The following is a 12537-nucleotide window of genomic DNA, read 5'->3' as shown; positions in this document are numbered from 1 at the left end:
TAATATTACAATTCGTCATAGATTATGATTATTTAATTATATTCTAGTTTGTTTTTAATTTAAACTGCACAAAAGTAATTTTGCTGCATGTCCTTCTTTTATATATAATTAAACTAGTTAATATAGAAAGTAGGATATACATGCCAATTTTTAATACTATTCCAAGTAAGCCATATTTTGAAACGGATTTTGGTGAAGCATACTTGGCTAACACAATTGAGTTCATCAAAGAAATTCCGGATGAAAGTATAGATTTAATTATGACATCGCCTCCATTTGCCTTACTTAGAAAAAAAGTTATGGAAATGAAGATGAGAAAGAATACATTCAATGGTTTGTAAATAATTTTGCGTTTGAGTTTAAACGTATTCTTAAACCAAACGGTAGCTTAGTGATAGATATTGGCGGTGCTTATAAGTCTAAAAAGCCTGTTCGATCCCTATATCATTTTGAACTTCTAATTGAATTATGTAATGGACCAACAAATTTTAATTTAGCACAAGAATTTTATTGGTATAATCCTGCTAAATTACCAAGCCCTATTCAATGGGTAAATATAAAAAAAGTTAGAGTTAAGGACTCGATCAATCCAATATGGTGGTTATCTAAAAGTGATAATCCAAAAGCTAATAATAAAAATGTTTTAGTTCCTTATAAAGCAAGTATGAAGCGTCTTTTAAAGAATGGCTATAATAGTGGAAAAAGACCTTCACAACATGTTATGTCTGAAAACTCATGGCAAAAAGATAATGGAGGAGCAATAGCTTCAAATTTAATTGGATATAATACAGAAATAGATTTTGCAAAATATATTGATAGTGTATATGACGAATATATGTCGAATTTTGAAATTTATTTAGAGCAAAAACTTGCTGCAGATTTTTCAGATAATGTCTTAGAAATTGCGAATACATTATCCTCCGATAAATATCTTCAAGCGTGTAAAGAATTAAATTTAAAAATTCATCCTGCAAGATTCCCTTCTGAACTTCCTGAGTTTTTCATAAAATTTTTAACAGATGAAAACGATATTGTGTTTGATCCGTTTGGTGGAAGTTGTGTTACAGCTGAGGTTGCAGAAAAATTAAAAAGAAAATGGATAGTTTCAGAAATAGCTGAAGAGTATCTTGAAGGTGCAAAGTATCGATTTTTTGATCTTGACAAAAGTGTTGAAAAATCAAAGTGATATTGCAATACTACAGTGCGAAAATAAGAAAAAGAAGAATGGGGAATTTCAAGAAACGGAGCTGAATCTATGATACGACGCGCCACGTTGATGGACGGAAAAGCCTTATCGGACTTGATGCGACGAATTGATCGAGAAACGAAATATATGTTGTATGAGCCGGAGGAACGCGTCCTGTCAACGGAACAGGCGGAGGCGTTCATCGAGAAGTTCGGTCAGGCTGCGAATTCGGACATCTTTGTCGTGGACGTCGATGAGCAACTCGTTGGGTATGTGCTTGTCGTTGGAGGTGAACCGAGTCGGATTCGTCACCGGGCAAACCTCGTCATCGGCTTACTTGATGCTTATACAGGTCGTGGACTCGGTGCGGGTCTACTTGAAGCGGTTGATGCCTTTGCGATTGAAGCGGGACTCATCCGACTCGAGTTGACGGTTCGCAAGGATAACCTGCGGGCAATCGAGCTCTATCATAAGTTTGGCTTTAACATCGAAGGGACACGGATTGCGTCGCTCTTCATCGATGGGGAATACGTTGATGAACTGGCAATGTCGAAGATTTATACAACGGAAGAATCCTAAAAAAAGATGCTCCGTGGGCTTATCTCTGAATAGAGAGGAGACCATGAGCATCTTTTTTATGGCGATATTTTCTGTTGTTCGAAGTCGATCTCCAAGACGTTTTTCGCATAATCCTTACCCCAGTCATACATCGCATCTAAAATCGGCATTAAGCTATGTCCATGCGGCGTCAACGAGTATTCGACCTTCGGTGGTACGACCGGGTAGACTTCCCGGTGAATGATGTGGTGGTCTTCGAGTTCCCGCAATTGATTGACGAGCATCCGTTGCGTGATGCCGGGCATCAAACTTTTTAGTTCCCCGAAGCGTTTCGTCCCTTCCTTGCCTAAGTGCCAAAGAATGAGCATCTTCCATTTCCCCCCGATGATCGAGAGGGTCAATTCCTTCTCACAGTTAAACTGACGATCTTCAAAATGTGGCATCGATCCACCTCCTGCTCCAGTATAGTCTTTCTTCCGATCGACAGTATACTTTTCCGCACTATGTATGAAAAACCGCACTATGTAAATTAAAAGTGCGTACTTCTCAAGAATGCTCCTGCGGATTATATTTAGTCCTGTTCCTTCTTGAACGTCTGAAGGAAGTGTCAGGTACGACAATACAGAGAAGAATGGGAGAGATATAAAATGAAATTACAACTCGCAATTGATTTAGTCGATACAGCAGGTGCGATTGCTTTAGTCAAAGAAATCGGGGAAGACAATCTAGATATCGTTGAGATCGGCACACCGGTCGTCATCAACGAAGGACTCCGCGCCGTCAAAGAAATGAAAGCCGCGTTCCCGAACTTAACGGTCCTCGCTGACTTGAAGATCATGGATGCTGCCGGCTACGAAGTCAGCCAAGCTGTCGCACATGGTGCCGACATCGTGACGATCCTTGGGGCAGCGGAAGACATGTCAATCAAAGGGGCAGTCGAAGAAGCGAAAAAATCGGGCAAACAGATTCTCGTCGACATGATTGCTGTGAAAGATATCGCAACACGTGCGAAAGAACTGGATGCATTAGGCGTCGACTACATCTGTGTCCACACAGGTTACGATCTCCAAGCAGTCGGTCAAAACTCGTTCGAGGATCTCGCGACAATCAAATCGGTTGTGACAAACGCAAAAACAGCTGTTGCGGGTGGCATCAAGATGGAGACGTTACCGGAAGTCATCGCTGCACGTCCTGACCTGATCATCGTCGGTGGCGGCATCACGGGACAAGATGATAAACAAGAGACAGCGTCAACGATGCACCGGATGCTGCAAGAGGCGTAAATGACACACATTCAAACGATTATCGAAGAACTGACTTCGACGGTTGAAGCAATCGATGCGACCGAGACGAAAGAACTGGCAGACGCTGTGCTGCAAGCGAACCGAATCTTTCTCGCAGGAGCTGGTCGTTCCGGCTTGATGGGGAAAGCGTTCGTCATGCGGCTAATGCACATGGGACTCGACGCTTATGTCGTCGGTGAGACGGTCACAGCGAACTTGCGCGACGGTGACTTGTTGATCGTCGGTTCCGGATCGGGTGAGACGAAAACGTTGGTACCAATCGTCGAGAAAGCACAGCAACTTGGTGGAACGGTTGCCGTCGTCACGATCAATCCGACGTCGACGTTAGCACGATTAGCCGACTTGGTCGTCCAATTGCCTGGAGTTCCGAAAGAACAAACGGCATCAGCGGACGAGACGGTTCAACCGATGGGCTCGTTGTTCGAACAGACGATGTTGTTGTTCTATGATGGCTTGATTCTGCAGATCATGGAAGACAAACAGCTCGATTCGCAAACGATGTACGGGAAACATGCCAACTTAGAATAGATAAACCAGAAGACCGGTAGACGTATGCGATACGTTTACCGGTCTTCTTTGACTTGATTTTTAATAAAACATTTCCTGTTTGTGCGAATTTATTCGGATACTAGCAGGTATCGACCTGCCATACTAAAAGAAGTAAAGGTAAGTAAAGGTAAGTAAAGGTAAGTAAAGGTAAGTAAAGGTATGGTAAGGGGGAGGAAAAATGCGTTTTACGAAGTCGATGACAACTATTGTATTGATCAGTAGTTGCGTCTTATCGGGGTGTACAATGGAGACGAAAGAACATGCTGTAAAACCATCTGCAGAAGTTGCATCTGTGAAACCAACTAAAGGACAAAAGGAAGTCGAAGAAATTTTAATTAAAGAGCCCTCCGTCGATGCAGATACACCAGGCAAAGCGAGCGTCGAGCAAATACAGCTGACCTATAAAAACGGACAAACCGCCGTACCGACTAATGATGATATCTTGTCGGAAGCGATTCTTGGTCAAAAAGCGATTGTCACGCTGCAGTCTCCGGAAGGACCACATCATTACATCGTTTTGTTTTATGAACAGTCTGATCGCTGGATATTAACTGGTGTTCTTCCTGCGACAGGACCTGTTACAACGGAACGCTCGGAATCACGTGGCTTGAAGCTCCCATTTTCGACATTTACAACGAACGAAATGAGTTGGAGTGATGCGGAAGACGCGCCAATCACATGGACGTTTGCTGGAAAAGAATCAATCCTTACGGTTTCGAAGCTCCCGCAGCAACCGATGGACAGCAAACCGTCGGAGGTCGTGACATTGGCGAATGGAATAGAAGCTTACGTCCATGAGACGAAGCGGGAAGCTAGCTTGTCTTATCAGGACAGCGAACAGACGGTTCTGTTAGCCGGTAACGTATCAGTTGATCGTCTTAAAATACTTGCGGCATCACTGCCATCCGTCACGTCAGGATCGTTTCCGTATGGGGGAACAGAATAAAAAAATCGCGCGCTTCACACAACTCCCGTCAGAGTAAGTGAAGCGCGCAATCTTTTATCTATTTCCGTTCTTACCATTTGAAATCAAAATCAGCACCGACATCTTTTGCGAGATGGGCATCTGATCCATAGACGAGCGGAATCGATAACGACTGCGTGACTTGCAGGAGTTCCGGGTAAGGATAGGAAAGACCACATAACGGCTTTCGGAGTCCTGCCGTGTTGACGTCGAGTGTGAAGTTCGCTTGTCGGATCTTCCGTAACGTGTCGTCGAGGTTCGTTGGGTTCGACTCGAGCGGATAGGCTTGGATGAACTTCGTCGGTAACGTCAAGTGACCGAGTCGCTTCGGCTGGTGTGCACCGAGATCCGTCATGACGAGGGCTTGGATGCCTTCATAATACCGTTCGTGGACCGCCGTGACGCTTCCGAGTTTCGTGACGATCTCACCGAAGCTTTCCTTGCTGAAGTCGACGCCATAATATTGCTCATCGATGTATAAGTAATGCAGTGAGAGAATCCCGTCGGTCAAGACGTCAGCGTAGCGAGCGATGATGTCACGCGTGCCGTCGACATGCCCTTCCCAGTAGTCGAACTCCATCCCGATTCGGATGTCGATCTGATTCTTGTATGTCTCGCGGAGTTGTGTCAATTCCTTCAGGTAGGCATCGGCTGTCGCGAACGACATTCCGGAATCGTTATCTGGCGCAGGATCCGTCACACCTTCAGGTAAAGGGGCATGTTCCGTGAAGCTGATTCGTTCTAAGCCTTGCTCTAAGGCACGCTCGATGTAGGCTTCGAGTGGATCCTTCGTACCATGTGGACAATATGGACTGTGGACGTGACCGTCCCATTTCAATAATTGCATGAGTAACCCTCCGATTTTTTTAGAATTGGCAAGCAAAGCGATTGACAATGTGCCCGAAACGCGGTATCTTATCGTTAAATAATTTAGCGTGGTACAGTGATAATAAGATAAAGGAGTGGGAGTATGCAATCATTTTCTACGATTCGACTCAAGGATGGAGCGACGGATTACGTTGGTGCCTCGGCAACGCGGCTCCAGCAGGTCATTCGTCAGCTCGAAGATGGACTCGAACAATCTAACTATACCCGATTAATCACCCCCTTAATTGAGGAAATCGGTGGACGGGAACAGATTCGGATGGATTTTACGACTAGTGTCGCGCGTGCACTCAGCGAACGCGGTCGCGAACAATATAAACGTGTCTTCTACAGTGGCTCGGTCTTTCAACCGGAAGAGAAGTTCCAGGTTGGATTTGAGGAACGGGGACAAATCGCAGAAGTCGAAGCAATTCAACTTGCGGTCCAACTCGTTGAGGAACTGACGGGAAAAGAAGTCACACTCTCGATCGGTGATGCCGGTTTGATCGAGCATTTGATTGAGACGCGTGTCGGTGATCACCACTTACGCGACCAAGTGACGCAGATGCTCCGTTTACGTAACGTCATCGAATTGAAGCGAATCGCGGGTCAACTCGATGATGCTTTACTCGCGAAACTTCCTTTATTATTCGGACGTGAAGGGGCGGAGACGATCCTCCCGTACGTCGACGAGACACGACTCAATGCCGTGCTTGATCTCGCGGAAGCCGTCAATGCCGATCTCGACTTCGGTCAAATGGGCTTACAGACGTACTATGACGGGATCACGATCCACGGTTTCATCGAAGGTGTGACGGAACCCGTCCTCGTCGGTGGACGCTACGACCGGCTATATGAACAATTCGGACAAGAACAACAGGCGTTCGGCATCGGATTCTCGGTCGAACGGTTGGCGGAGGTGCTCTAAATGCGAATCGGAATTACGAAAGGACGGCTGTCGAAAGCGACAGAACGTTATTTAAAAGAAGCTGGCGTCGAGACATGGGGAGCCATTGAACGCGAACTAATCGTCAAACGGGGCGAGCACGAATTCGTCTTCATGAAAGGATCGGACTTGATCCCGTACGTCGCTCAAGGAGTTCTCGACGTTGCGATCACCGGCAGTGACATCTTACTCGAATCGGATCAAGAACTATCAGAACTGGCGGAATTGCCGTTCGGCGTCTGCCGAATGTCGGTCTGTGCGAAGGAGCCTTTGCAATTCGAAGGTGGGCGCCGCGTTCGGATTGCGACGAAGTATCCAGTCATCGCAAAACGCTACTTCAGCGAACTCGGTGTCGACGTCGACATCGTACCGTTGAACGGATCCGTCGAGTTGGCACCGTTACTCGGTCTTGCTGACGCGATCGTCGATATCGTCGAGACGGGTGAGACGTTACGAGCGAACGGACTGAACGAATACGAGAAAATCATCGATATCAGCGCTCGATTCTTTACGAGCGAATGGACGTTAAAACGGAAGCGGGTGGAAGTCATCCGCTTGCTGGAGCAATTGACAGAAGGAGTGACACGATCATGACACCGACAAAACCTTTCAGCATTGATCGCGACACGGAGCTCGCGGTCCGTGCGATCCTCGAACGCGTCGCAACAGACGGTGACGCTGCTGTCCGCGATTACACGAACCAATTCGATCAGGTCGATCTTGAGGATTTCCGTCTCAGTGAAACACGGATCACGCAAGCCTTCGAACAGGCAGATGCCAACTTGATCGACTCGTTGAAGTTGATGGCGACACGACTCGTCGAATGGCACGAACAAGAACTGCCGTCGGACATCGAACTCGTCGAAGCAGACGTGACACGACGTCAACGGTTCGTTCCCGTTGATTCGGTCGGGATCTACGTACCGGGTGGTGCAGCAAGTTATCCGTCGACGGTCTTGATGAACGCCATCCCAGCGAAAGTCGCCGGAGTTGAACGCGTCGTCATGGTGACACCGATGACGAACTTAAGTGACGAGGTGCTCGTTGCGGCACGGATCGCCGGTGTGACAGAAATCTATACGATTGGTGGAGCGCAAGCGGTCGCCGCGCTAACGTTTGGAACAGAAAGCATCCAAGCTGTCGACTTGATCGTCGGACCTGGGAATCGCTTCGTCGCTGAAGCCAAACGCCAAGTCTACGGAATTGTCGGCATCGACTCGGTCGCCGGTCCATCAGAAGTCGTCGTCATTGCTGACGAAACGGCGCATCCGGACCGGATCGCAGCGGACTTACTTGCTCAAGCCGAACACGACCGTGACGCTGTCGCGATCGCCTTCGTACCAACGGAAGAGATGAAACAAGCGGTGGATGCAGAGATCGAACGGCGCTTACAGCAATTGCCGCGTCAAGAGATTGCCCGTCGTGCGATGGAAAACGGTGGCGTCTTCGTCGCTCCACTTGAGAAAGCGATCGAAGAAGCGAACCGTCTCGCAGCGGAACACTTGGAACTTGCCGTTGCCAATCCGCAAGAGGTCGTCAAATCGATCCGTCACGCTGGGATGATCTTCCTCGGTCACGAGACACCGGAAACGCTCGGCGATTACGTCGCTGGAACGAACCACGTCTTACCGACATCCGGAACAGCTCGTTTTGCGTCTGGATTATCAGCGCGGACGTTCCTGCGTCACCAGACGATGCTCGAAGCCACACGCGCAGGCGTACAACGTCTCGCGAACGCAGCGAAGACCGTTGCCCGGGTCGAAGGACTCGAAGCACACGCACAAGCCATCGAAGTGAGGGAAGACTAATGCGATTACACCAAAACGAACGATTCACGACCCACAGTCCAGTTGGGATCGAAGCGATCCAGGAATTGATCGCAACGTTCCCTTTAAATGAATATCCTGTCGAAATCATCGATCAAGTCAAGGCATCGTATGCAACGTACGCTGGTGTCCGTCCGACGCAACTCGTCGCCGGAAACGGCTCGGATGAGTTGATCGGCTACTTATGTGCCCGCTACGGCGGACCCGGGATGCCGGTCATCGCCTCAGAACCGGATTTCGTTATGTATCAGTTTTACGCTGACCGGGCACGGGCACCGTTCGAACGCGTGCCGTTACTCGACGAAATGGCGCTTGACGTCGAGGGATTGATCGCAGCTCCTGGTGAGATCATCTTCTTGAGTCACCCGCACAATCCGTCCGGTGTCCTCCGCAAGGAAGCGGACATCCGGCGCTTGCTCGACAGTGGCAAATACGTCGTCATCGATGAGGCCTATATCGACTTCGCGCTCGAACAGTCGATGCTTCACTTACTCGAAGAATATCCGAAAGCAATCATCTTACGGACGCTCTCGAAAGCGTTCGGACTCGCATCGCTTCGACTTGGTTTTGTCATCGCGAGCGAACAAATCATCGAAGAAATCGAACAGATTAAATCACCGTACAACGTCTCTGGTCTATCAGCAGCTGTCGGTATCGCCATCATGGCAGAACCGGAACTCGATCGGGTCTTAGAAGAAACGTATGCGAGCCGCGAAGCGATCGAACGGATTCTCGCGCCAATCGGCAAGACGTATCCCAGTGCAGCGAACTTCGTCTACGTCGAGTATCCAGAAGCCGAACGCTTTACGCAGCGTTGTGCTGACGCCGGATTACGGATTCGTTTATTTGACCAGGCATTCCGTGTCAGTTGTGGATCACCAGAAGCGATGCAAGTATTAGAAACGTGTGTAGAGGAGGAATTACGATGCGGCGTGGCGCAAGCGAACGAGTAAGTGCAGAATCAGACATCAAGGTCGAGATCGATCTCGCAGGAGGTCCGGTTGAGATCAAGACGGGTGTCGGATTCTTTGATCATATGTTGACGTTATTCGCCTTCCAGGCCCGGATCGGTCTGAAGGTAACTGCAAAAGGTGATACGTGGATCGATGCCCACCACACGGTCGAAGATACAGCGATCGTTCTCGGGGCAGCATTGACGGAAGCGCTCGGTGATAAAGCCGGGATCGAACGCTACGGCGAATCGCGTGTACCGATGGACGAGACCCTCGCGTCGGTCGTCCTTGATTTCAGCGGTCGTCCGTTCACCGTCTTCCGTGCTAGTTTCAAGAATCCGAAGCTCGGTGACTTTGATACGGAACTCGCAGAAGAGTTCTTCCAAGGCTTATCACGGAGTGCCCGGATGACGATTCATGCCGAAGTCTTATATGGTTCAACACACACACCACATGATCGAAGGGTTGTTCAAAGCACTCGGTCGGGCCGTCCGTCAGGCAGTTGCCGTGACGAGCGAAGGCGTACCGTCTACGAAAGGGTTGATTGATCAATGATAGCAATCGTCGATTATGGCGTCGGGAATATCGCGAATGTCGAGCGGGCGTTAAAGGAGCTCGGCGAAGCAGTCATCGTCACGAGTGACACGGAGTTGCTTGACCAAGCAGAAGCACTCGTCTTACCGGGTGTCGGTGCCTATGCACCGGCAATGGAGCGCCTGAAGGAAACGGGACTCGTCGACTTCTTAAAAGAACAAGCCGAAAAGAAACCGTTCCTCGGGATTTGTCTTGGGATGCAACTGCTCTTTGAATCGAGTGACGAAGATGGACTGACGGAAGGTCTCGGGATTTTACCGGGAACGATCGAAAAATTACCGAATGACGTCCGCTTACCACACATGGGTTGGCACCAACTGACGAACCACGGCGAAGCGGTCTATTTCGTCCACTCGTACGGCGCTGTTTGTGACCCAGAATGGATCGTCGACGCGGTTGAATACGGACGTCTTGTTCCGGCAATCGTTCAAAAAGGACAAGTCACTGGGATGCAGTTCCACCCAGAGAAGAGTGGCGAAGTCGGACTGAAACTACTGAAGGAATGGAGAGAGACGACATGCAACTCTACCCAGCAATCGATTTAATGAGCGGACAGGCCGTACGCCTGAAGCAAGGAGATTTTGACCAACAGACATTCTTCGGCGATGCGTTGACGATCGCGAAGCGCTTCAAGGAAGATGGAGCGACAGCGATCCACTTGATCGATCTTGATGGTGCGAAAGCCGGCGAACCGTTGCACTTGAGCTTGATCGCCGACATCAAAAAGGAGACCGGTTTGTTCGTCGAAGCTGGTGGTGGTGTCCGTAACATCGAGACCGTCGAAGCATACGTCGGTGCCGGGATCGACCGGATTCTCGTCGGCACGGTCGCCCTAGAAGACGAAGCGTTGCTCGAGCAGATGATTGCTCTCGCTGGTGATAAACTGGCTGTTGCGTTAGATGCCAAAGAAGGTATCGTTCAAACACGCGGCTGGCTCGAAGCGAGCGGTTGGACGCTTGAAGAGGCAATGACACACCTGATCGGCAAAGGCATCAAGACGTTCCTTTATACAGACATTTCGCGTGACGGAATGATGATGGGACCGGACGTTGATGGACTCGATCGTTTAAAACGGGAAGGGGTCGAATTGATCGCTTCCGGTGGTGTGACGACAGTCGATGACGTCGCGCGCCTCAAAGAAATCGGGATGGACGGAGCGGTCGTCGGTCGGGCGTTACTCGACGGATCACTCGCCTTAAAAGAGGTGTTACGCGTATGTTGATGAAGCGGATCATTCCCTGTCTTGACGTCAAGGAAGGACGTGTCGTCAAAGGCGTTAAATTCCAAAACTTACGTGATCTTGGTGACCCGGTCGCCGTCGCGAAATACTATTACGAGCAAGGGGCGGACGAACTCGTCCTGCTCGATATCTCAGCAACGCAAGAAGGGCGCGAGACGATGCTTGATATCGTCGAACGCGTCGCGGAAGTCATCTATATGCCGTTTACGGTCGGTGGCGGAATCAAGACGATCGAAGACGCGAAACGCTTGATTCGTGCCGGGGCTGACAAAGTTTCACTCAACTCATCAGCGCTTCAAAATCCACAACTGATTCAAGAAGTCAGCCGCCTGTTCGGTGTCCAAGCGACGGTCGTCGCAATCGATGCGAAGCAGACGGGCGACTCGTGGGGTGTCTTCTCACACGGTGGAACACAACCCGTCGGACGTGACGCGATCGAGTGGGCACAGGAAGCTGTCGCGCTTGGTGCCGGCGAATTACTCGTTACGTCAATGGACGCTGACGGCACAAAAGACGGCTATGATCTCGCCTTGATCCGTCGTCTGCGTGAAGTCGTCAACGTGCCGATTATTGCTTCCGGTGGAGTCGGAACACTTGATCACTTAGCGGAAGGATTGGAAGCAGGAGCTGACGCAGCCTTAGCTGCTTCGATCTTCCATGAAGCAACATACACGATGCCGGAAACGAAAGCCTACCTCAAAGAACGGGGAGTCGAAGTCCGATGACGACATTGAATTTTTCAAAAGGACTCGTCGCTGCCGTCGTCGTCGACGAGCAGACGAACGATGTCTTGATGGTCGGCTTCATGGACCAAGCCGCCTATGATAAGACGCTTACGACCGGTCTTGTCACCTTTTTCTCGCGGACGAAGAATCGTCTTTGGACGAAAGGGGAGACGAGCGGGAATACGCTTGAGCTCAAACGGATGTGGATCGACTGTGATCAGGATAGTCTTTTGATTACGGTCAAAGCGAATGGTCCGACATGCCATACCGGAAATCGCAGTTGTTTCTATACGGAAGTGGAGGTGCCCGATGTTATACGAACTGGAACAGACCGTCAAAGCGAAGATTGACGCGAAAGAAGCAGAATCCTATACGAACTATTTGATTGCTTCTGGATATGAGAAGATCGCGAAGAAGTTCGGCGAAGAGGCATTTGAAGTCGTTCTCGCTGGTAACGATACGTTAGCAGAAGAGACAGCAGACTTGTTGTATCACTTAACGGTCTTGCTCGCTGAGCGCGGTGTCTCATTCAAAGAAGTCGAAGCCGTCCTTAACGAACGTCACGGTACAAAATCGACGTTCAAGGATCGCCCGGATATTGAACAATGGTAAACGACATCCACATCGCCTAGGCGGTGTGGATTTTTGTATAAGCGGGAAAAGACAAACAGATGACGGTTGTCATCAAATCGACAGAATCTTTCGATAGGCACGCTGTCGCTTCAGAGCGTATAATCAAAGTGTTAGTCTTGTGTCATTAGAAAGTAGGTGTTCGGTTGGTTACCAAAAAAGAACTTAAGCAAACGATCAAGCAACAATCGAAAGAAA

At 49.2% G+C, this 12537-nt stretch carries 15 protein-coding genes and 2 pseudogenes; 15 read left to right on the top strand and 2 right to left on the bottom strand.

What is annotated here, in order from left to right; translation table 11 throughout:
• The first annotated feature begins 140 nt into the window (after positions 1 to 140).
• From EXW93_RS16305 to EXW93_RS12595, 3 genes are all read left to right on the top strand, one after another.
• On the top strand, positions 141 to 341 hold the full coding sequence (locus EXW93_RS16305) for a hypothetical protein (protein ID WP_217448916.1): 201 nt from the start codon (positions 141 to 143) through the stop codon (positions 339 to 341).
• A complete protein-coding gene (locus tag EXW93_RS12600; RefSeq protein ID WP_371811224.1) occupies positions 326 to 1186 on the top strand; it encodes a DNA methyltransferase in 861 nt (286 codons plus the stop codon). Before EXW93_RS16305 ends, EXW93_RS12600 begins: the two co-directional genes overlap by 16 nt.
• A 69-nt stretch (positions 1187 to 1255) precedes the next feature.
• Positions 1256 to 1765 carry a GNAT family N-acetyltransferase gene (locus tag EXW93_RS12595; RefSeq protein WP_023469196.1) on the top strand — a complete coding sequence of 170 codons (510 nt, stop codon included), beginning with the start codon at positions 1256 to 1258 and terminating at the stop codon, positions 1763 to 1765.
• A gap of 56 nt (positions 1766 to 1821) precedes the next feature.
• Here EXW93_RS12595 and hxlR read toward each other — a convergent pair whose 3' ends face one another.
• The gene (gene hxlR, locus EXW93_RS12590) at positions 1822 to 2187 is read right to left on the bottom strand and encodes a transcriptional activator HxlR (protein ID WP_029342458.1); all 366 of its coding nucleotides are present in this window, start codon (positions 2185 to 2187) and stop codon (positions 1822 to 1824) included.
• 204 nt (positions 2188 to 2391) lie between these two features.
• On the opposite strand from hxlR, the gene hxlA reads away from it, so the two are divergent.
• The 3 genes from hxlA (at position 2392) to EXW93_RS12575 (ending at position 4543) form a co-directional block, all read left to right on the top strand.
• The gene (hxlA, locus tag EXW93_RS12585; protein ID WP_023469194.1) at positions 2392 to 3027 is read left to right on the top strand and encodes a 3-hexulose-6-phosphate synthase; all 636 of its coding nucleotides are present in this window, start codon (positions 2392 to 2394) and stop codon (positions 3025 to 3027) included.
• Complete coding sequence (hxlB, locus tag EXW93_RS12580; protein ID WP_058713829.1) at positions 3028 to 3576, top strand: 6-phospho-3-hexuloisomerase; 549 nt, start codon at positions 3028 to 3030, stop codon at positions 3574 to 3576.
• Positions 3577 to 3775: 199 nt separating this feature from the next.
• On the top strand, positions 3776 to 4543 hold the full coding sequence (locus EXW93_RS12575) for a hypothetical protein (RefSeq protein ID WP_058713830.1): 768 nt from the start codon (positions 3776 to 3778) through the stop codon (positions 4541 to 4543).
• A 70-nt stretch (positions 4544 to 4613) separates the two neighbouring features.
• Here EXW93_RS12575 and hisJ read toward each other — a convergent pair whose 3' ends face one another.
• Positions 4614 to 5408, bottom strand: coding sequence for a histidinol-phosphatase HisJ (gene hisJ, locus EXW93_RS12570; RefSeq protein WP_055968870.1), 795 nt, complete (start codon positions 5406 to 5408; stop codon positions 4614 to 4616).
• A 123-nt stretch (positions 5409 to 5531) separates the two neighbouring features.
• On the opposite strand from hisJ, the gene EXW93_RS12565 reads away from it, so the two are divergent.
• From EXW93_RS12565 to hisIE, 9 genes and pseudogenes are all read left to right on the top strand, one after another.
• Positions 5532 to 6353, top strand: coding sequence for an ATP phosphoribosyltransferase regulatory subunit (locus EXW93_RS12565; protein ID WP_058713831.1), 822 nt, complete (start codon positions 5532 to 5534; stop codon positions 6351 to 6353).
• Complete coding sequence (hisG, locus tag EXW93_RS12560) at positions 6354 to 6965, top strand: ATP phosphoribosyltransferase (RefSeq protein WP_023469189.1); 612 nt, start codon at positions 6354 to 6356, stop codon at positions 6963 to 6965.
• On the top strand, positions 6962 to 8179 hold the full coding sequence (gene hisD, locus EXW93_RS12555; protein ID WP_029342453.1) for a histidinol dehydrogenase: 1218 nt from the start codon (positions 6962 to 6964) through the stop codon (positions 8177 to 8179). The genes hisG and hisD overlap by 4 nt, the downstream gene beginning before the upstream one ends.
• Positions 8179 to 9150, top strand: a complete 972-nt coding sequence (locus tag EXW93_RS12550; protein ID WP_023469187.1) for a pyridoxal phosphate-dependent aminotransferase — start codon at positions 8179 to 8181, stop codon at positions 9148 to 9150. The genes hisD and EXW93_RS12550 overlap by 1 nt, the downstream gene beginning before the upstream one ends.
• Positions 9123 to 9705: pseudogene (gene hisB, locus EXW93_RS12545) on the top strand (imidazoleglycerol-phosphate dehydratase HisB). Before EXW93_RS12550 ends, hisB begins: the two are co-directional and overlap by 28 nt.
• Positions 9702 to 10289, top strand: coding sequence for an imidazole glycerol phosphate synthase subunit HisH (gene hisH, locus EXW93_RS12540; RefSeq protein ID WP_023469185.1), 588 nt, complete (start codon positions 9702 to 9704; stop codon positions 10287 to 10289). The pseudogene hisB and the gene hisH overlap by 4 nt, the downstream one beginning before the upstream one ends.
• On the top strand, positions 10262 to 10966 hold the full coding sequence (gene hisA, locus EXW93_RS12535) for a 1-(5-phosphoribosyl)-5-[(5-phosphoribosylamino)methylideneamino]imidazole-4-carboxamide isomerase (RefSeq protein ID WP_035396350.1): 705 nt from the start codon (positions 10262 to 10264) through the stop codon (positions 10964 to 10966). The genes hisH and hisA overlap by 28 nt, the downstream gene beginning before the upstream one ends.
• Entirely contained in the window at positions 10960 to 11709 is a 750-nt protein-coding gene (hisF, locus tag EXW93_RS12530; protein WP_023469183.1) for an imidazole glycerol phosphate synthase subunit HisF, read from the top strand. The genes hisA and hisF overlap by 7 nt, the downstream gene beginning before the upstream one ends.
• Positions 11706 to 12321 (top strand): annotated as a pseudogene (gene hisIE / locus EXW93_RS16480) (bifunctional phosphoribosyl-AMP cyclohydrolase/phosphoribosyl-ATP diphosphatase HisIE). The gene hisF and the pseudogene hisIE overlap by 4 nt, the downstream one beginning before the upstream one ends.
• Positions 12322 to 12537 lie beyond the last annotated feature (216 nt).

Origin of the sequence: Exiguobacterium sp. JMULE1, assembly GCF_013337175.1 — a bacterium.
GTDB classification, from domain to species: Bacteria; Bacillota; Bacilli; order Exiguobacteriales; family Exiguobacteriaceae; genus Exiguobacterium_A; species Exiguobacterium_A indicum.
Note: the sequence above shows the minus strand (reverse complement) of the source record. Positions and strands in the feature narration are given on the sequence as shown.

Bases quoted from the DNA above. Each gene is read 5' to 3' on its own strand.
- EXW93_RS16305 (WP_217448916.1), top strand. From the start codon at position 141: ATGCCAATTTTTAATACTATTCCAAGTAAGCCATATTTTGAAACGGAT.
- EXW93_RS12595 (WP_023469196.1), top strand. From the start codon at position 1,256: ATGATACGACGCGCCACGTTGATGGACGGAAAAGCCTTATCGGACTTG.
- hxlR (WP_029342458.1), bottom strand. From the start codon at position 2,187: ATGCCACATTTTGAAGATCGTCAGTTTAACTGTGAGAAGGAATTGACC.
- hxlA (WP_023469194.1), top strand. From the start codon at position 2,392: ATGAAATTACAACTCGCAATTGATTTAGTCGATACAGCAGGTGCGATT.
- hxlB (WP_058713829.1), top strand. From the start codon at position 3,028: ATGACACACATTCAAACGATTATCGAAGAACTGACTTCGACGGTTGAA.
- EXW93_RS12575 (WP_058713830.1), top strand. From the start codon at position 3,776: ATGCGTTTTACGAAGTCGATGACAACTATTGTATTGATCAGTAGTTGC.
- hisJ (WP_055968870.1), bottom strand. From the start codon at position 5,408: ATGCAATTATTGAAATGGGACGGTCACGTCCACAGTCCATATTGTCCA.
- EXW93_RS12565 (WP_058713831.1), top strand. From the start codon at position 5,532: ATGCAATCATTTTCTACGATTCGACTCAAGGATGGAGCGACGGATTAC.
- hisG (WP_023469189.1), top strand. From the start codon at position 6,354: ATGCGAATCGGAATTACGAAAGGACGGCTGTCGAAAGCGACAGAACGT.
- hisD (WP_029342453.1), top strand. From the start codon at position 6,962: ATGACACCGACAAAACCTTTCAGCATTGATCGCGACACGGAGCTCGCG.
- EXW93_RS12550 (WP_023469187.1), top strand. From the start codon at position 8,179: ATGCGATTACACCAAAACGAACGATTCACGACCCACAGTCCAGTTGGG.
- hisH (WP_023469185.1), top strand. From the start codon at position 9,702: ATGATAGCAATCGTCGATTATGGCGTCGGGAATATCGCGAATGTCGAG.
- hisA (WP_035396350.1), top strand. From the start codon at position 10,262: ATGCAACTCTACCCAGCAATCGATTTAATGAGCGGACAGGCCGTACGC.
- hisF (WP_023469183.1), top strand. From the start codon at position 10,960: ATGTTGATGAAGCGGATCATTCCCTGTCTTGACGTCAAGGAAGGACGT.